This window comes from Phycisphaerales bacterium (assembly GCA_029268515.1).
In the GTDB taxonomy this organism is placed as follows: Bacteria; Planctomycetota; Phycisphaerae; order Phycisphaerales; family SM1A02; genus JAQWNP01.
The window spans coordinates 69331-88741 of the sequence record JAQWNP010000010.1 but is presented as its reverse complement, the minus strand read 5'-3'; the positions used below and the strand labels follow the sequence as shown (position 1 = coordinate 88741).

The following is a 19411-nucleotide window of genomic DNA, read 5'->3' as shown; positions in this document are numbered from 1 at the left end:
AAGACTTAAAAACCCCTTCCAGGCTTTCCACGCCTGAAAGGGGTTGTTTTTCATCGGAGCAACCGTGAGATCGATTATGGAGCACCAACTTCATGAAGACCGAGGATATCAGCGTTAGAAGGCAAGGATAGATCAGCGCTACCATCAAACAGTAATGAGAACGAACCGCTCGTCGAAGACCCGAAAGAAGTGACGGCAAAATCAATCACATCCTCATCACCACCAGCGATGGACCCAACGTTGTAATTACCCAGCGTTGAGAGCGAAATAATGCCTTCCGTTAATACAGTCAGTGCATCAACATCGTGATACTTGTCTGCTGACAGTCCCACATCACTGCCGTCCATGTAGTAACTCCAGCTACCACCGGTGGATGCGCCGAGTGCACTGGCATCAAAGCGAACAATATCTTCGTCCTTCAACGAACTGAGTCCAGTAACACCTGGGGAACCTACTGTAGAGATGAGTAAGGCGCCATCAGAGAGCACACTTAACCCATCAATATCCTCACCGTTTGTCGTTAAGCCAACATCACTTCCGTCAAAATAGAATGACCAGGAACCACTCGTTGCACCACCGAGATTCGTCGGTGAGAAACGGATGATGTCAGAATCATCGACAGACTCGCCACTCGGTCCGCCACTAAGACCGGGAATGGTCATCGCTTTGTGTGGGCTAATGAGAATGTCTCCATCCGGCAAAAGGCAGAAGGCGTGAATACGACCCGAAGCAAATCCAACATCACTTCCATCAAAGTAGACGGAAGTTTCACCGTTCGTGGGGTCATAAGACATGATGTCTTCGTCTTTGTAGCGTCGGCCATTAATGGTTGGGTTGCCACGGAATGCCATGAGTAATGTTGACCCTGTGGGCGCGGCGCAAGGGTCACTTGCACAGTCTGTGTTTGCACCCTGCCAGGCTCCACTACACTCCGATTCCTTGACGACAGAACAGCTGGTGCCAACACAGCATGCACCCGTCGGTGCACATGGATCGGTGCCGCAATCGCTTCCATCGCCCAGATAGGTGCCACTACAGGATGCTTCTGTTGTAACGCTACAAGATGAGCCCGTGCAGCAAGCACCGGTTGGATCAGGTGGAGCGCATGGATCTGCCGCACAACTTGTACCGTCGCCCAGATAATTACCGTTACAGTCGCTGGCTGTCGTAATAGAGCAACTTGATCCGGTACAACACGCCCCCGTGGGAGCACAAGGGTCCGAACTACAGTTGGTTCCCGCACCCAACCAGGAACCCGTACAAGCGATAAATAGAACGCTGGGACCCTTGAGCACCTCTACCAAACTCGGGTCTTCCCGAGTCCCCTCGCACATGCCCGTGCCCCAACGATCTCTAGCATAACTCGCGATTCATTCAGATGAAAGCACTGAACTGATCTTTAGATATCCAATCATAAAAAACCTGATCAGAACTACTCCGTGAGGGTCGCCGCCTCATCTTCATCGCTTGATTGGGCAGCAACACGCGCTTCTATTTGCTGGACCATGTAGAGGAAGACAGTCTTATCAGCATCTGGAACCATAGGCTCCTGCTGTTCAAGTTGCGCTAAGACGGCAGGCAACATTTCATCCGGCACTTGGTTATAAATAGCATCTAGTTGTTGCGTTGCCTCAGCTCGCTGGTCGTCAGTAAGATCCTCAACGGAGATTGAATCTGCTACTTGCGATCCATGATCATCTTGCTGTTCCTCTGATGGCTCCCAGATAACGATGCCCGGCATTTCAAGATTTCCGAGGCTTCGGATCTGAGCTGTCGAGTTGGTCACATCTTCAGAGATTGGCTGGGAGCGACCTCCTAGATGTTTCGCCAGAAACGTTTCGGTGACGGCGTTGAATGCTTGATTGTTCTCAGGCTTTCTAAATCCATGACCTTCGTCTGGAAAAACCACATAGGTCACTGGCAGGTCTCGAGATTGCATCGCAGAAACAATCTGATCACTTTCCGAGAGCTTTACCCGTGGATCATTTGCTCCCTGCCCAATAAGCAACGGTCGGCGAATTTGATCAACGCGTGTCAGTGGTGATATTTGATCAAGATATTCCGTTTCATCAGTACCTGCGACACGGGACTCAAACATAGCCACCATTGGTGCCCAGTATGGTGGAATCGTTGCAAGCAACGTACCAACATGTGATGGCCCAACAATGTCAACGCCGGCAGCAAAGTATTCTGGAGTATCAGTCATACCAACAAGCGTGGCATAGCCTCCATAGCTTCCACCCATGATTGCAATTCGATTGGGATCGGCGACACCCTCAGCAACAGCCCATTCGCATGCATCGATTAGATCATTCTGCATCTCACCAGCCCATTGGCGATTACCTGCATTAAGAAAATCTTTTCCAAAACCCGTTGATCCTCGGAAGTTTACTGAAAGCACGGCATAACCGCGGTTCGCAAGCCACTGATGATATGAATTGTAACCCCAATGATCTCGCGCCCATGGACCACCATGAACAAGCAGTACCATTGGCAACGGTCCAGACTCAACGCCCTTGGGCAGTGTCAGATAGGCCGTCATCGTAAGACCGTCGCGGGCTTCAATTTCAACAGGCGTCATATGTGCAAGTGGCAATGACTCTAACTCTGGCCGGTTCGTGAATAAGAATCGGCCTGCTTGTGTATCACGATCCCAAAGGTAATACGCCACAGGGCCGGCATCCTGCTCATAAGCAACGATCCAAGTTCGATCATCACCACTACGGCTAATGACCTCAAAGTCACCTTCATTGAGGTGACCAATCCCAGTAATATCCGCATCGATAGCTGGATCCAAAACCGTCCAGTTCTTCCGCAAGTGCTCACTTGCAGCTGCTTCAGGCTCACCCGAAATTGGGTTGCTCATAAAGTCACTGACATCGGCTTTTTCATTTGAGTAGATCACATCACTCTGGTGATTGCCTGCTGCATCGGGTTTAACTTTGAATGCTGCGGCAGTGTTACGACCGCGAGAGTCAATCATGTACATGACTGAGCCATCTTTCGAAAAACCCGCCGGTGAAGTCGTCATTGCATCTTCCATGCCGACGGCTGCAAATTCATACCAATCACCACCAATAGAATCGCGCACCTCGGTGAACGTGCCTCCATCAGGCGTCATACGTGTTCGGGCACGGACCACCCAATCATCGTCTGGAATCATGCCCACAAAGCCTTCATCGTTCTGGAAAATCATCTCGCTGTTACCGCTACGTGTATTGACACGGTGAAGATCCATGAACTGAGGGTTACGATTGTTCATTTGAATAAGAACTTCATCTGGACGATCTCGATGACCACCAACAAGACTTGCACTTGTGTTTTCAAAGGGCGTCAGATCTCGCTCGCTTAAGTCGTCAATGTTCACTGCATAAACGTGATTATTCTCATCACCACCCTTATCCTGCATATACAAAATCTGATCGCCATTCCGAGCCCATGTGTAATTTTGAATGGGCCGATCTGCGGAAGTGGTAATTGCTCGCGCCTCACCACCATCGACAGGCTCGATCCAAACATTCAGTACCCCATCCAGTGGTGCGAGATAGCCAATCCATTTCCCGTCTGGACTGATCTCGACACCAGCACGCTGTGGGTTTCCAAAAAGAACGGCGCGCGGAATCAATGAGGTCGCATCACCGTTCTGATATGCCGAAGCACCCTCAGACCTGCTATTTGCAAAGAGCAACAACACAATCGAAACGATCAGGATAGATATAAAAAACTGCGACATAAGCGTGTCCTTTCGATCTCACATGAGGGAGCCAGAAGTCGAGGAGTATAGCTCGATACGCCTAGAAGTGATCTGTACTCATCGCTCAGGGTGTCAAGAACGCGATGCAATCGTGCAGTGAATCAGCCCCTGAAGAGCATCTTGCCGTTGTTCTGTGGATATATTCTCAAAACCAATGCTCTCAAGCAGCGATTCGATTGCTACGACCTCATAGGAGCGAAATCCCTGGCGTGCAAAAGACTGCCTCTGCAACCAACTGGCATCGTTGAAACACAGCACAATCTTGCCATCAGACTTGAGCACTCGCTGACATTCCAACAGCACCTGTTTGAGATCCGTGAAGAAGTAGACGGTGCTCGAAGAGATAACACATGTATAGCTTGCATCAGCTATTGGTAATTGCTCAGCCTGAGCGAGCTCGAAGCAGGCTCGCTGTGCATGGACGGACCGACGTAACCGACGATTACAGTGCTTGATAGATGCGACAGAGGTATCAATACCCATGACATAACCACAATCACTCTTTGTCAAAGCACGTTTTGCAAGGCCCCCACCTCCACAACCCAACTCGAGTAGGTAGTCACTCGCCGAGAGATCAGCACGATCTAAAGCAAATCGATTCATATTGACATTGACTCGGTTTAAAATCCGCGTCATCAAGAACTGCCCGAACAGACCACTTGGGGAGGCTGCTTGTTTTCCAATGAACTTCGCCAAAAGCATGGCTGCAATATACCCCTCGGCGAAATAAAGGGGAAAGAACACAGCTCCAGGGTTGGATACGCTTGGCGTCAGGCCGTGCTGCCGGCCATTTGATTCAGAGCAATTCTCTGAAAACAAATGGGCTCCAATAAAGAAGACCTCAACCACCAACATGTTGATTGCAATGCAAAAGGCTCAGGGACAAGCCCTGAGCCTTTCATTAAGCGAGGCGGACGGGACTCGAACCCGCAACCACCGGATCGACAGTCCGGAACTCTAACCAATTGAGCTACCGCCCCAAGCGAGTAGAATCATACCTCTAACTCGGGATCAAGCGTTTAATCTAACACCACTCCTCCAGGGGTCAAGGCTGGCGGTCAAGATCATGCTGGCAAGCGAGGGATCCGAGAAGAATTGCCGCATCAAACCTGGCCGCCCGGGCTGAGGTTCAATGTGCCAGTCGCCCTCCCCGATGACGGGCTCAACGAAACCTCAACCTCGAACGGTCAATGCGGTTTTCCTCCATCCAGATAGATGGAGAGGACTCCGACGGAGAGCCGCCTTGGCTGGGTCAGCTCGAGCCGCCCCTCCCCAAAGACCCGCAGGGCCGAGCTGGCAGCCCCCGTCAGGAGCCCATCTGCTTTATCGCTCGCCATAACTGCCCAAGAAAACCCCAGACAGAAATGACGATCTTCATTCTCACCAAACTTAAATGCAGTGAAACTCCACTTTCCCCCAAAGGCATCCAGGCTCCCTCGTCAGTAGAGCCCAGCGCCGTCAGGCCTCAATTTTCATCCCAAAGGAACTTGAGGCAAGGATAAAACAAGCGAATTGCGAGGATAAACGGGGCTGCTTCTATCTCGGGACAAGAAGCCCAGTTGTATAGGACGATAGAGGCGTGATGATGAGCATTATTTCGCGTCAATCCAAGCTGAAGACCAAGCAGCATCAACGACAAGATCAACATCCAACTCGAGCGCTGTTGTCATATGCTCCACAACGAGATCACGGAGTGGCTCTACCTGCAACTTCGGTACCTCGAACACTAATTCATCGTGAATTTGAAGGAGCATCAGCGCCTCTGGAAAGGCTTTCGGCAACGCCTCTTCAAGGGAAATCATCGCCAACTTAATTAAGTCCGCAGCTGATCCTTGTACCACCGTGTTGATGGCGATCCGCTCGCCAAGTGCCCGCTGCTGAGGATGCCGCGCATGTATCTGTGGAACAAGACGTCGTCTCTTAAGAATGGTCTCAACATACCCTTTGGTCTCTGCTTGCTCAATGCAGTCATCAAGAAACGCAGTGATACCAGAGAAACGTTCTTTGTAACCTTCAATAATATTTGAAGCTTCTTCGACAGATGAATCTGGCCCCAAACGCCGGGCCAAGCCCCACGGTGTAATACCGTAAACAATGCCAAAGTTCACCATCTTTGCACTATCACGTTGTTCTGGTGTGACATCTTCAAGCGCGATATCCCACACCTCGGCTGCAACAGCGCTGTGAATATCCTCACCAGCCTCAAAAGCTGCCAACAACCCTCTATCTTTTGAAAGATGTGCCAAAATTCGTAACTCAATTTGTGAGTAATCTGCCGTCAGTAAAAGTCGCCCCTTCGGTGCCTTGAAGGCTCGTCGAATTTCTCTGCCCACCTCGGTACGAATCGGAATATTCTGCAAATTGGGATCAGAGGAACTCAACCGACCTGTCGAAGTTCCTGTTTGATTAAACGAAGCGTGGACCCTTCCAGTCGCAGGACTAATAGCCTCTTTCAAAGAAACCAAATAGGTGCCCACGAGCTTTGTAAGTTGACGATAACGCAATACAAGTTGCGGCAAAGGTGTATCCACCTCTGGGGAATTTCCTAAACGCTCAAGCACTTCTTGATCCGTTGATGGCCCAGTTTTGCCTCGCTTAATTGGCTTGAGCCCAAGGCCTGGTGGCTCCGCCGTTGGTTTGTTAAAGAGTGCCGCCGATAGCTGCTTGGGCGAATCAGGATTAAATGGATAAGGCGCCGCAAGAGCAATTTCATCTCGCAGTCCGTCAATCATCTTTTGAAGGTGATCACGCTGACGATCAAGCTCATTTGCATCTACGTTAATGCCGTTATATTCAAGCTCGGCAAGCACCCACACCAATGGCATTTCAATTTCTTCAAAGAGATCCGCAAGACCCATTTTCTTGATCTGTGGTTTGAAGGCCTTCATTAACTGCAAGGTGACATCGGCATCCTCGGCCGCATAGGGAATGGCTATCTCCAGCGGCACCTCATCAAAGGTCTTCTGGAATTTCCCCTTGCCGATCAATGATGAAAGAGGAATACAGTCGCGATCAAGTATCGCTTTGGCAAGAACGTCCATCCCATGACTCGATCGAGTGGCATCCACTACATAACTCGCCACCATCGTGTCAAACAATGGACCGGCCAGCTCAACACCGTGTGAACGGAGAATGTTCAAATCGTATTTGAGATTATGACCAATTTTTTGGATTGACTCATCTTCAAGAATTGGCCGAAGATGCGAGAGCACTGTTTCAGTATCAAGATGCGTCTTGGACTCCGGACTCCTGGTTGGAATGTAGTAGCCGGCCCCAGCCTCTAAGGCAATTGACACCCCACACAAATTGGCATCTCTTATGGCTAACGAATCTGTCTCGGTATCGATCGACATGGACCCTTTGGTTTTGATCTTTGCAATGAGCCCCTTAAGATCTTTGACACTCCGTATGGCTGTATAGTCCCCTTCAACCGCCTGCGTCTGATCCATATGAGCAAAGAGTCCACCTTCGGCGGTACTCACACCATCTGCCTCTGACCCGCCAATGAGATTCTTAATTGAATCCTGGAATGCATTGAAGCCCAAGTCCCGAAAGAGGCCCTGCATGTGCTTGACGTCTAATTCAGTTGGAGGCCACTGGGCACTGTCTAGTTCAAAGTCCACCTCTAAGTCGTCACGCAGCTGGACCAACTGACGACTCATGGGAATCTGGTCACTGTAGGCCTCTAGGTTCTCGCGTCGCTTTCCCTTGATCTGATCAAGATTCGCCATCAAATTTTCGAGTGTGCCATATTGAATGATGAGCTGGGCCGCCGTTTTTGGACCAATGCCAGGCACACCTGGAATATTGTCAGAGCTATCACCCATCAACGCCAAAACATCACCAACTTGTGATGGTTCAACTCCAGGAACTTTGAATACATCTTCTGTGGTTACTGGTGCGTCCTTATGAACATCGATCAGCTGAACACGAGGTGCCAGTAGTTGTGTCAGGTCCTTATCACGTGAAACAATCTTCACATCAATGTCTGGATGATCGCGCTGCATCTTCTTTACGATCGTGGCGATCACATCATCTGCCTCAACACCCGCTTGACCGAAGAGTGGAATTGCCATTTCTTCAATGATCTCTATACATCGCTCTACCTGTGGATGAAAGTCATCCGGCGCTGCTTCCCGATTTGCTTTGTAGTCGGCATAGATTTCGTTACGAAAGGACTCTGTATCGCTACTGACATCGATTGCAACTGCCAGATAATCAGGCTTATATTCGCGAATCAATTTCAACATAGTGCCAACGAAGCCATAGGTCATGTTGGTTGGCTCTTTGGTAATTGGCGATGTCATTGCCGCGCGAATGGCATAGTACGCACGAAAGAATTGAGCATGCCCATCGATAAGAAAGAAAGTCTTGGCCATTGTTAGGACGCAGTGCCAGCTTGAGCAGCTTCAAGATGATGGACAATTGCCGCCTCGTAGGCGGCCGTCATCACCACCTGACGACGTTCCATGACAGATTTTGCCACTTTGACAAACTTCTGAGATCTGTAGATCTGCTGAGTTGCATCAGTGATCCACTGAAATGGGCCGACCACACCCGATATCGGCGCCGACGTTGCAATCATGGCCCCCGTACCTATGACGGCGGCCGTCATGATCCGTGTGCCAATGGCGATTTTGGAATGGTCACCGAAAATGGTTCCATAGAACTGGCGATTGGTTCGATGACGTGGGCCACCTGGCTGTAGAACCGCCGTCACATTGTCATAGGTATTCAGAAGATTCGAGTTGTTTGAACCCGCTCCGATATTAACCCACTCGCCAACCAAACTGTCACCCAAATACCCATCGTGAACCTTATTCGCATACCCCTGAAAAATCGTGCCACCAACCTCACCGCCAACCTTGCAATGTGGTCCGATGGCAGTATTGGCTCTCATCAAACTCTGAGCTTGAACGGAACTGTGGGGGCCAATCGAAGCTGGCCCACAGATCACTGCGTTGGGACCAACTTCGGCGTGCTCCCAAAGAATCACCGGACCATTGCGTGCATCAATAATCACGCCCGCACCAATCTGAGCAGTTGCATGCGCCTTGACCGGGAATGTGCCCATGATCTGCGACTCTGGAACCATCAAGGGATCAGGGTGGCGACATTCGTCAATATCTGAAAGCAGCGATGTGGGAAGTGTATCCAGGATGTGCCAAGGAAATTCAGCAAGCGTGCCGAGAGGAAGTTCGGTGCAAGTGACCGAGTCGGGTAATTTTCCTGTAGCGACCATGCTCTCGCTGTCAGCTCCTGCAAGGTGAGCGGCAATAATGGCGCCGCTATCGGCTTCGATAATGGCGCTTCCTACATGGGGCTTCTCAATCCCTTGAGGAAGAAGAAGTCGACCATTGATAAAAAGTGACGTGCCCGTTTCAATAGCTCGATTCACAGGCACCGAGCTTCGCTCGGCAACAAGATCCGCCAGGGCGTTGGGCACCATGACACCTTGCAGCTCACCAAAGCAATTAGCGAGCCGCGTGGCCGTCGTGAACATGCCGGTGCGAAGCTCGAAACTGGCTCGCAAGTCAGTCAAAGGGCCAAACTGGCCACGTCCATCATCAAAGAGTATTAAACCACTCATGATCAAAACTCTATCCGGTTTCGGGTCCGCTGACCTGTATCAGACAACCGTCCTTGCACTTCCTGTAAATCCCCACCATTGCCAAGAGCACTTCAATAACCAGCCTATTGGTATGGCTACAAGGCCAGAGTAGACACTCACGCCCAGAAAGTTCACAAGCTGGAGGCCGAGCCCAGCCTGGCCGGGCGAAATATCTGTCCAAGGCAGCCAAAGGCGGACTGCATGAACCGCTACAACGACGATGCCCGCGGCCATCATTGCCACCAAGCTCAAGACACCGATTGTGAGGGCACGGTAGCGAAAGACGGCCGTTCGCATTTGCAAGACCACTGCAGCACCGGCCACGAATCCCAATGCATGTGGCCCAATAAGAAAATAGGTCACTTGCCCCCCACTAATCTGAGGCAGGGAGAGATCAAGCAATAGGCCAGCAACCCAAGCTGCCCAAAGAGCCGCTGAAACGGGCGCAAAAAGCGCCACGAAAACGACCAGCGCGATCGTAATGCAAGGCACCAGGGCCCCCAACGAGTCAATCCGCATGACCTGAACGAATGCCAAGTCCAAGGCAATACTCACCACCAACGCAATGAAAAAAACCCACCATCTCATTGGCGACCCCCTGCTGGTGCCTCACCGAGGAGAACGACTTCGCCAACACCACCCAGTTGATAACTAGAACGAATCGTAATTTGCTGACGAAGTGCAGCCTTTTGATCCTGCTGACTGTCGATGACAAGGCCAATGACCATTCCCTGTGCAGATGCTGGCCATGCAGGATCTGCCAGCACAACTTCACTACCAATCACAAGCCCATGAGACTGAGGAACATTTGCAAGAAAGGAACCATTCCCGAGAGGCTTCGCTAAGAACCTGACGATCTGATCTGTTGAAGACTCAGAAATCACCGCCGCTTTGAGAGGACCACTTGTCTTGCTTGCGATTGGCAGGACCAGCGCGTCGGTACCAGCAAGTGCTGTCACCCGACCCAGTAGGTACTTCGAACCAAAGAGCGCAACCGATCCAACCATCACTCGTTCCCTGGCGTCATTGGTCAATGGCACTTGGTAGATTTCGCCCCGCTGCCCCGGAGAACGCCCCGTCATCGGTACTGATAAAAGTGTTGGCGTCGCACCACTGGCGAGTTGATCTGGGTCAAGCCCTTGAAGGTGGCTCAGCTGATCCTGCAAGATTTCATTTTGAAGACGCTGTGCTCGATAGAGCCGTTCGAATCTCGAACGCTCCGCCGATAGCGTTGCGAAGACCTGAGAATCAAGCTCTGCTTCTGCAAAGTCATAGGTTGCCTGTGATCCAGTGTGACGCAGCCAACTAGCAGCCTGATTCGTTGCAACAGTCAGCGGTCGAATAGGTACACGCATTAAGGCTGAAGCATCCACGGTCCAATGCAATGCCGCTGGTGAGAGACATGCAACCACAATCGTCGCAACAATCACCAGAGGAAAGACTGCGTTTGACCTTCTTAAGATCCTGAACATGGGCATCCTGCCCCCTCAGGCTTCAGCCAGTATCGACAGCATTCAATGGCCAGTACCTCATTGAGCTCAGCGCTCATCGAGATCTGACTCCATGGTTGCCTTCCATTCCTCAAGATTTTCCAAATAGATGCTGGTACCACGAGCGACACTGGTCAGCGGGTCGTCAGCAACACGCACCTCCAGGCCTGTTGCATTCGCAAGTACCACATCCAATCCACGAAGTAAACCGCCGCCGCCAACAAGGCAAATACCATTATCAACGAGATCTGCGGCGAGTTCAGGCTCTGCTCTTTCAAGCGTGCGCGTCACCGTTTCAATGATCGCTTGTACTGGTTCCTGTAGCGCATCGCGCACTTCCTCACTCGTGAGATCTGCCTTCCGAGGCAAACCAGAGACATTGTCCCTTCCACGCACCTCAATAGTGCGCGGATCACCGACATCAGCGGCTGAGCCAATCTCAATCTTGATACGTTCGGCGGTCTGTTCGCCGATCGTCAAGTTGTAGTTCTTTTTCATGTAGTTGATGATGGCTTCATCAAGGTCATCACCAGCGACCCGGACTGACTCGCAAGTGGCAATGTCTGCCAAAGACATAATTGCAACCTCTGTTGTACCGCCACCAATATCAACGATCATGGATGCCGTTGGTTCAGCAATTGGCAAACCTGCGCCAATACCCGCAGCCATCGGCTCTTCAATCAAATACACCCGACGAGCCCCGGCACGCTCTGCTGAATCAAGAACAGCTCGCTTTTCAACAGCCGTAATTCCTGAGGGCACTGCTATGACAACGCGTGGCCCAAAGATACGACTCTTGCCGTTCACCTTTCGGATGAAATAGCTCAGCATCGCCTCTGTGATCTCAAAGTCACTGATGACGCCATCTTTCAAGGGACGAATAGCGCTGATTGATCCTGGAGTCTTGCCAAGCATCTCCTTCGCCGACCAACCAACAGCATTACCGTTATTCAATACGCGATTGGTACCTCGCTTAACCGCAACAACTGAAGGTTCATTGAGAACAATACCTTCACCGCGGACACATACCAACGTATTACAAGTGCCTAGGTCGATGCCCATGTCGACGCTAAACCAACCCAATAGTGAGTCTAGGAACACGAGGCGACACTCCGTTACGCGCCTATGGCAATTGGCTTCCTGCCAAGCCTGTGATAATTAGCTGATAATCCCAAGATGACTCAGCCTGCGACTGCAATCATACGTCACGCGGGCAGAGTATGCAGCGGGAAATCCAGACTGGACTGTAATGTGGACAAGCCGCCTATGGGCAGATCTGGACCAAGGACCGGAAACCAGCGATATCACTGAGATTCAAACCGCCCTCATGGACAAGATCGAAAAGTACCCAGGCTTATTTCTGTTGGGCTTGCCGCTAGCGTTGATCAACGATGGTAAACATGCCACCAGCCTGATTACCCACCGAGCTCTGAGCCATGTTGGCTGTGGCCTGTATGAAGGCCCCAAGAGCCAATAACAGGAAAGCCACAATCAGCAGCACAAAGTAAACATCGAGTATGCCGCCACGTGCCGGGGTTGGGGTGTTGAAATCGCTCATGATTGCCCTTATTGACGTCCCTGAATGGCATATGCCTGATGTCCAGCCTGAACAAGGCCACGGTTAGAGTCTTCCAGGGAGAGCATCCCTGTAGAGCGGTTCAGATCGACTGTGACGATGCGAAGTGTCCCAATAAAGGTGCCCTCGTCGCCGACAGAAAGGACCCAGCCCTCTTCGATTCCATCTCGGGAGCCAGCATCAATCTCAACTAAGGTCTGATCGGAGCTCCTATGAACGCCAACCACAGTTGCCTCTAGATCACGGTTTGGAGCCATGCCATCAGCACTGCCGCCACCAGCAACCTCTAATGCACCAAAGCGTGCTTCGTACTCAGATAAGTGCTCCTGGGTGCGAGCCTGCATTTCCTGAATGCGGTGGAGTTCTTCTCGCAAATCACGGCGTGCCTTCTCAGCGACCATGAGCTGGCTTTCTTGATCTTCCACGACTGATTGAAGCTCGCTGTTGCGCTGCTCACCCTTCAAGACTTGCGTTCGCAAGGTTCGAAGTTCAGAAATGAGTGTTTCGGTCAGTTGCCCGCCAGCACGCATCGTTGAATCAAGCGACGCCAATTTGCCAAGTATCTCAGAGCGTAGCCCCTGAGCGACAGCAAGGTCGGACTCAACTTGTCGCATCTCAATCTGAGCGCTTGCTAATTGCGTTTGCAGTGACTGTGCCTGAGCTTTGTACTCAGCTGACTCACGCGTGTAATTAGAAACTTCGGATGAATGCCTTGCCTCTTGCGAAGTCAGACTACCCTCAGCAACGATTCGTGCAGAATCAGCCTGCTCAAAGCGGATCCTATACGTGTCCTCGTTCTTCGCGTTAACGACAACAAGCGGCACTAATAGAATCGCAAGCAGGGTAACAAGCACGATAAAGATCTTGGTCAGAATATGCACCGTCAGACCCTTGCCTAATAACTGGATTGAGAAGAAGTCATTGGTTGCGATACAACCTCAGATGTCTTCCCAATACCATTTCCTGGACGCATGATGTTAGAGGTTCTTGTATCCGAAAACTAAGCAAACTGGATACGATTTATAAACCGCCAACACGTCCCATTTCTACGCCCCAAGCTCATTGGAACGCCCGATAAGCCGATACCAAACAGTATGGTAACACTCGCTTCTACAGGCCCAGCTGGACACTGTCAATTTATTGTAGCAAGCAAAGCAGCAATGCCTACACAATCAGGCAGGAGTATTCGCCTTCTTCTGAATCACACTACCAGTGGTCAAGGGACTGCAATTTCAAGCCGCTGGGCTGGTACTGGTAGCCGCAGGACGGCGGTTGCAGCGGCCACCTGGACTGAAGGATTCTCGTCTTCCATCAGCATTGCGAGCTGTGGCAAGAGGCTCAGATCACCTGATGAGCCCAGACTTAGGGCTGCTAATGCACGTAATGAGGGCTCTGAGTCACCCAAATAAGCCACCGCGACCTCAACCGGCGTCTCATGTGGCTCAATCATTGCAATCGCCTCTGTTGCCAAAAGGCGAACCTCCGGAGCTTCTTGTTGCTGCGTTGTGCGAAGAGCAAGAGCCATGAGCGTCGTGAAGGCTGACCGGTCTCTCAATCGCCCACAGATCTGACAAGCCAATGCCTTAAGCTCACCCTGCTCTGAAGGTGCAAAGAGTGCGGCATGGATCGCCTCGAGCTCAGCGAGAGAGCCAAGCTGGACCAATGCTTCTGCGAGTTGCATTTCAACAACGCGAGCACGAGCTGGATCAACTCTTTGAAGCCCCTTACCAATTGCTGCTTTGAGAACCGGCACTGCTGTCTTATTACCCAGACGCCCGAGCACCATTGCAGCATTTGCCTTGAGCTCAGGGTCGCCGCTGAACAACATTTCCGCTAGGAGTGTGAGATCAACCTCCTGACCAATTTGCGTCAACGCATAAAGTGCCGCTGCACGAACCGAGAGTGATGCATCTTCCGTGAGCAATTCAACTTGGGGCGCCAAATCAACAAGCTTTAAATCACCTATGGTCATCGCCGCAGAAAACCGAACCCCTCGATTGGTATCTGCGAGTCCGCCAGCAAGAATGACCTCCGCTGATGCTGGCGCTCCATGGGTTGCCTCCATTGCATGAGCTCTCAAGAGTGCATGTTCCGACTGTGCGGCTTGATAGAGCAAGTCGATAGCAACCGCCCTATAACCGCGTTGATCGGCCTCCAGCATGTCCAGGGTCTCGAGCCTTTTTGGTGGCACATTAAGTTCCTGTGGCCCGCCTTCAAGAACCGACTGAGACTTGGTGCTCCACTCTTGTTCGCCTGCCCCAGTCACACAACCTGCATGGAACATGCCACAGCTAAGAACTGCCATTACGACGATTGATCTCAGGATGAGTGAGATAATTTGCCCGTACATGTCGGCGACCTCCTTGTGCGCTCCAACATCAGCCAGACGAGAACAACAACGACCGCGACCAGGCAAAACCAACCCCAGATATCACCAACCAGAGCATAAAAAGGCTTGCGAGCATCGAGTTCCACTGGTGCCCAAAGCCATCCTGCTCTCTGTGCCTGGCCGTAGCGTCCTTCTCCTACAGTACCACGGATGACGCCATTGGAGTCAAGCCAGACACTCAATCCAGTGTTCACCGCGCGAATGATTGGCGTTCGATTTTCAATAGCGCGAAAGCGGACTGCCTGTACATGAGCTTGGCGACCGCCAACATCATCGCCAAACCAACCATCGTTACTCAGATTTGCAATCAACTGGGCCGGATGATCAGGATCTTGATTCACGAGCTGCCGGGTCAGCCGGGCATTGGTTGCCTCAAAACAGATTGGCGTTGCAATCCTGAGATGATCTTGCTGTGGAACTGTCAATGGCCTTTGGTTCTTCCCCGCCTCGAGTGTCAGACGCAAACCGGGCGCACCAAGCGAAAGAACCTGCTCCTCAAGCCAAGGCCATTGATCCAAATAGGGAATTGTTTCGCCAAATGGCGTGAGCAATTGTTTGTCGTAGCGAGCATAGGGTGGTTCACCTGTCACAAGGTAAACCGCGTTGTATTCTTCAGACGGACGGAGATATTCCCCCTCCAGCTGCATGCCTAGATACGCCGAAGACCCCAATATGAGCGGGCAGTCCAGTCGCTGTTGTAGTGCTTGGGCCAGCTCCAGATAGTACGTGCCTGGGTAGTAGCCCTGGTCTGCGAGCCACGCCGCTGTTTCAAGTTCCAAGCCACCGGCAGGCAGCATTGTTTCGGGCCATAAGACAAGATCGATGGGCTGCCCTTGCTGGTTTAGATCGGTCGCAGCCTCAAGCGTCAGCTGAATCATGTCATCAACATCAACGACCTCTTGGTCAGGGCTACGAAAAATTTTGTTGTTCTGAGGAAGATTGGTCTGAATCACCAGTGCTGCTGGGCCAGCTTCGAGCTGTGCGTTTTGACCAAGCCGGTAGCTTCCATATCCCCAATTCACGACAACAACCACAATCGCTGATGCGAACCCCCAGCATCCAATGAAACGCGAGCGTCTTGGCGGGCTCTCTAAATGAGCGTCTTGGCCTCTGCTAAGCGGCCCCCAGGCAACACCAAGATCCATGAGACCGCCAGATACGAATGCGACTAGAAAGCTTGAAAAATACGCACCAAACAGATCCGCCGACTGGCCAAAACTGGCCCATGGAAGTGTTGGATGAGCAAGAAGGTAAAAGGGATCACCTGAGAAGATGATGTTGCCCCGCACAAAATCAATCCCTGTCCAAAGGATGGCTGCGATCAACGCCAGTGGGAGCTTTGCAAAAGTCCTTGACCGAGCAACACGGCGAAATAGCCAGACGTAAATCAATGGATAGATCGCCAGGTAGGCGCAAAGCAAGGGATAGCCTGGCCCAGTGACATCACCAATCCATCTATTGAGTATCAGCCAAACAATAAACCACACGATCCAAGTCAGTACCAAAGCATGCCAGCGGCGCCGTGAACTGAGGGCTGCCATTGACATGGGCACCAACACCACAAATATCAGAGGCCATAGGTTCAATGGCGGCACTGCCAAGAGGAAAAAAATACCACTTACGCAGATCGCTACCGCGGTCAGCCACCAGGGCCAACATTGCCCGCACCAAGGCCGAAGCTGATCCAATTGATAGCGACGGTGCCGTGAAGACAAATTTTCATCGTTTTGAATAATGTGATGCACTGCTGCCATGCTGCACAGTTCTACTTACCTGTGTAATCGATGATGCTACCGATCTCACTACGCAGATCACTACGGTGAACCACCCTGTCAACAAAGCCATGTTCTTCTAAGAACTCTGCTCGCTGGAATCCTTCTGGAAGCTCCTGTCGAATCGTCTGCTCAATCACACGGGGCCCAGCAAAACCGATCAGTGCTTTGCGCTCCGCAAGTATGACATCACCCAACATCGCAAAGCTGGCTGTGACACCACCAGTGGTTGGATCCGTTAGAACAGAGATGAACAGGCCACCCATATCGTCGAATCTTGCTAAGGCAGCACTTGTCTTGGCCATTTGCATGAGCGAATAGCCCGATTCCATCATTCGTGCGCCACCAGAGGCGCTAATAACGACCAATGGCAAATCATGGTCTGTCGCAGCTTCAATCGCTCGGGTGATCTTCTCACCGATCACTGAGCCCATCGATCCACCAAGGAAAGTAAAGTCCATACAGGCCACAATGACTTTTCGGCCCTTAATGAAGGCCCGACCAGTTTGCACGCCATCTGACTGGCCGGTCTTTCGTTGGGCGTCTTCAATACGTTTGGTGTAAGGCTTAAGATCAACAAAACCCAGTGGATCCATTGACGCCATGGTGGCGTTCATTGGCTCAAAACTTCCTGGATCAACGAGCTGTTCAATTCGCTGTTCTGCCGAAACACGGAAGTGATGCTGGCACTCTGGACACACCCACAAGTTATTTTCTACTGAGCGACGAAAGAGAATACCGGCGCATGCGGGGCAACGAATCCATAGCCCCTCGGGGATCGACTTGCGACCTTCCTCTTGTGTTTTTAGATCATCGGCCCAAGTTCGGTTTGGCATGTGCTGCGTCCCATGTCAGTCCAGAGCATCTCACTCCCAGAGCATGACGAGCCCACCGAGGGCTCAGCGTATCTTAGCAAGCTAACACCAGCATTATCGACGCAATGCTGCGATAGCTGCCTCCCTATCTGGAACGCCAAAAATAGCTGAGGCGGCAACAAGCAGATCACACCCAGCTTCCTTGCTTGCCGGAGCGGTCTCAGGATTGAGTCCACCATCCATCTCAAGCCGCTGGTTCTCACGCAGGAGAGGTGATATCTGCCTGGTTTTCTCTAGGACCTCAGGAATGAAAGCTTGACCTGAAAAACCTGGATGCACACTCATCACAAGAACCAAATCCACCAGCTCTATAAATGGCAGGATGTCCGCTGCTGGCGTATCTGGCTTGATCGCAAGACCACAGGTCAATTTGGCATCATGAATGCGTTCAATGAGTGCGATTGGCTCTGGGACCGCTTCAATATGAAAGGTGTAGTTATCAATGCCCGCGGCAACAAAGTCATCGAGAAATCGACCAGGATCATCAACCATCATGTGGACGTCGAGGCATGCATCAGGGAATGCCGCTCGCAGCCATTGACACATGGCTGGCCCCATCGTGAGGTTGGGCACAAAGTGCCCATCCATGACGTCGATATGAAGGACCTCTGCACCAAGTTCAAGAACTTGGCGACAGTCGCGACCCATATTTGCAAAATCTGCTGAGAGTATTGACGGCGCAATCAACGCTTGAGAGATCGGTTGATTGATGATATTTCGCTGTGTGCTGAGAGCCACTTTATTCGCACTCCCCCACTTTCACCGCAATTCACTCATCAGGAAAACGTTCCACGCTCTTTTACTGGATTGAAGTCTTTGACTTCTGGCGATCGCTTTCCTCGATGTACTGCTTTAGTAATCGATACTGCTCTTCTTTATGCTTACGTGGTGCGTTGTACCAAGCTTGCTTCTGAGCATCGACCGCATCATCAATATTTCCCTGGTGAGCATAGACCATTGCGACCGTTGAAATTGTACGAGGATCATTTGGTCGACCATTCTCAACCGAAGCATTTGCAGCTTCCAAGGCAACCTCAAAGTTACGGTCACTATCAGGAATATTCGGATCCGTCACGATCTTTTCCGCCAACCAAGTCAACATGATTGGATCTTCAATTTGCCGCGTATTGATCACTTCGCGTGCATATTGATAGGCGCCACGGGAATCATTCTGTTCAATCAACTTCATCTCAAATTTCTCGAGCATGAGATGGGCAAAGACCATTGGCTCAGTAGCGATGACTTCATCAAGAACCTTCTCAGCCATCCGAAAATCCTGAACCTTGCGAGCTCGATCAATCTCAGCCAAGTGAGGCTTGGCTGCATCCATCAACGTTTTGTTGTATCGACCGTCTAGTACCAACTCAATGGTCTCTTCAAGTTCCTCATCCTGCGGGTGACCAATGAACTGAAGCTTACCTTGACCATCTACGAGGAAGGAGCAAGGGATTCCCTTTTTCTTAGCGCGCCCCATCCATGCTCTCTGCGTACGTTTACGATTATCGAAAGCAACTGTGTAATCCATCTTGCGGCCCTGGGACTTCACAAATTTCTCAACCGTCTCGATTTCATCATCGATCGACACACCAATAACAACGAGACCTTCATCGCCATAGTTTTCTTGAAGTGAGGTGAGATGAGGAATGCTTGCTTTGCACGGCCCACACCATGTTGCCCAGAACTCAACGAGATAAACCTTGTCATTTTCGATTGCAACAGGATCACCCTTGACCCAATCATTAATTGCAAGACCAGGTGCATCAGACCCAACTCCAAGCGTATTCGACTGAGCCAGTGCTGGAACTGCGATTGCAAGGGTCATTGTTGCTGCAAGAAGAATGCGGATCATAGACGTGTCCCTTTTCGTTTTCTTCGCTCACACTTCAGCTTTACTTTTTAGCTGAGATGCGAAGCAGAGCTATTAGCTGGAGCTTACAGAGTTAT

The 19411-nt window shown here is 51.2% G+C and carries 15 protein-coding genes and 1 tRNA gene; all 16 read right to left on the bottom strand.

Annotated features, from left to right (window positions below; all coding sequences use genetic code 11):
- Nucleotides 1–74: 74 nt before the first annotated feature.
- The 16 genes from P8J86_06945 to P8J86_06870 all read right to left on the bottom strand — a co-directional run bounded on the left by P8J86_06945 (nt 75) and on the right by P8J86_06870 (nt 19316).
- Complete coding sequence (locus P8J86_06945) at nt 75–1334, bottom strand: hypothetical protein (protein ID MDG2054426.1); 1260 nt, start codon at nt 1332–1334, stop codon at nt 75–77.
- Between the two features lie 98 nt (nt 1335–1432).
- Nucleotides 1433–3733 (bottom strand): S9 family peptidase, encoded by a 2301-nt coding sequence (locus P8J86_06940; protein MDG2054425.1) that lies wholly within the window; start codon nt 3731–3733, stop codon nt 1433–1435.
- A gap of 93 nt (nt 3734–3826) precedes the next feature.
- Nucleotides 3827–4609: a class I SAM-dependent methyltransferase gene (locus P8J86_06935; protein ID MDG2054424.1), complete on the bottom strand. Its 783-nt coding sequence runs from the start codon at nt 4607–4609 to the stop codon at nt 3827–3829.
- Between the two features lie 51 nt (nt 4610–4660).
- Nucleotides 4661–4734, bottom strand: a tRNA-Asp gene (locus tag P8J86_06930).
- Between the two features lie 612 nt (nt 4735–5346).
- Nucleotides 5347–8133 (bottom strand): DNA polymerase I, encoded by a 2787-nt coding sequence (polA, locus tag P8J86_06925; protein ID MDG2054423.1) that lies wholly within the window; start codon nt 8131–8133, stop codon nt 5347–5349.
- A 2-nt stretch (nt 8134–8135) separates the two neighbouring features.
- The gene (locus tag P8J86_06920) at nt 8136–9344 is read right to left on the bottom strand and encodes a putative sugar nucleotidyl transferase (GenBank protein MDG2054422.1); all 1209 of its coding nucleotides are present in this window, start codon (nt 9342–9344) and stop codon (nt 8136–8138) included.
- Nucleotides 9345–9383: 39 nt separating this feature from the next.
- On the bottom strand, nt 9384–9953 hold the full coding sequence (locus tag P8J86_06915; protein ID MDG2054421.1) for a hypothetical protein: 570 nt from the start codon (nt 9951–9953) through the stop codon (nt 9384–9386).
- A complete protein-coding gene (locus P8J86_06910; GenBank protein ID MDG2054420.1) occupies nt 9950–10837 on the bottom strand; it encodes a hypothetical protein in 888 nt (295 codons plus the stop codon). The genes P8J86_06915 and P8J86_06910 overlap by 4 nt, the downstream gene beginning before the upstream one ends.
- A gap of 66 nt (nt 10838–10903) precedes the next feature.
- Complete coding sequence (locus tag P8J86_06905; GenBank protein ID MDG2054419.1) at nt 10904–11956, bottom strand: rod shape-determining protein; 1053 nt, start codon at nt 11954–11956, stop codon at nt 10904–10906.
- A 274-nt stretch (nt 11957–12230) separates the two neighbouring features.
- Nucleotides 12231–12413 carry a hypothetical protein gene (locus P8J86_06900; protein MDG2054418.1) on the bottom strand — a complete coding sequence of 61 codons (183 nt, stop codon included), beginning with the start codon at nt 12411–12413 and terminating at the stop codon, nt 12231–12233.
- Between the two features lie 8 nt (nt 12414–12421).
- Nucleotides 12422–13312, bottom strand: coding sequence for a hypothetical protein (locus P8J86_06895; GenBank protein MDG2054417.1), 891 nt, complete (start codon nt 13310–13312; stop codon nt 12422–12424).
- Nucleotides 13313–13647: 335 nt separating this feature from the next.
- Nucleotides 13648–14781, bottom strand: a complete 1134-nt coding sequence (locus tag P8J86_06890) for a HEAT repeat domain-containing protein (protein MDG2054416.1) — start codon at nt 14779–14781, stop codon at nt 13648–13650.
- Nucleotides 14751–16574, bottom strand: coding sequence for an apolipoprotein N-acyltransferase (gene lnt / locus P8J86_06885; GenBank protein MDG2054415.1), 1824 nt, complete (start codon nt 16572–16574; stop codon nt 14751–14753). Before lnt ends, P8J86_06890 begins: the two co-directional genes overlap by 31 nt.
- Nucleotides 16575–16585: 11 nt before the next feature.
- Nucleotides 16586–17428, bottom strand: a complete 843-nt coding sequence (gene accD, locus P8J86_06880; protein ID MDG2054414.1) for an acetyl-CoA carboxylase, carboxyltransferase subunit beta — start codon at nt 17426–17428, stop codon at nt 16586–16588.
- A gap of 93 nt (nt 17429–17521) precedes the next feature.
- The gene (gene rpe, locus P8J86_06875; GenBank protein ID MDG2054413.1) at nt 17522–18205 is read right to left on the bottom strand and encodes a ribulose-phosphate 3-epimerase; all 684 of its coding nucleotides are present in this window, start codon (nt 18203–18205) and stop codon (nt 17522–17524) included.
- A gap of 61 nt (nt 18206–18266) precedes the next feature.
- Nucleotides 18267–19316: a thioredoxin-like domain-containing protein gene (locus P8J86_06870; GenBank protein MDG2054412.1), complete on the bottom strand. Its 1050-nt coding sequence runs from the start codon at nt 19314–19316 to the stop codon at nt 18267–18269.
- Nucleotides 19317–19411 lie beyond the last annotated feature (95 nt).